Source organism: Paenibacillus forsythiae T98, assembly GCF_000520735.1.
In the GTDB taxonomy this organism is placed as follows: Bacteria; Bacillota; Bacilli; order Paenibacillales; family Paenibacillaceae; genus Paenibacillus_AQ; species Paenibacillus_AQ forsythiae.
The window spans coordinates 1-303 of sequence record NZ_ASSC01000332.1; the positions used below are offsets into that span (position 1 = coordinate 1).

A 303-nucleotide genomic window follows, 5' to 3' on the forward strand; every position below is an offset into this window, starting at 1 on the left:
CTCCTCCGACACCGTGTCGTGGCTGAAATAGAGCAGCGGATTTTGCGCCAGATAGCCGGCGGTTACGCCTTTGGGCAGCGCCATCCGGCCCCGCTGCGGCTTCAGCAGCCCGGCCATCAGCTGCAGCAGGGTGGACTTGCCCGCTCCGTTTCCGCCAAGGATGGCGGTAAGCTCCCCCGGGTGCAGCGAGAAATCCAGCTTCTTCAAAATATCCGGCCCTTCCTTCTCGTAGCGGAAGGCGATCTCCCGGCACTCCAGCAGAGCCTCCCCGGTGCGGGGCAGCCGGGTCTTGCGCGCGAAAGC

The 303-nt window shown here is 65.3% G+C and carries 1 protein-coding gene; it reads right to left on the reverse strand.

The window, feature by feature from the left end; translation table 11 throughout:
• A partial coding sequence (locus L692_RS28435; protein WP_036723190.1) for an ATP-binding cassette domain-containing protein occupies positions 1–303 on the reverse strand: 303 nt, incomplete at both ends.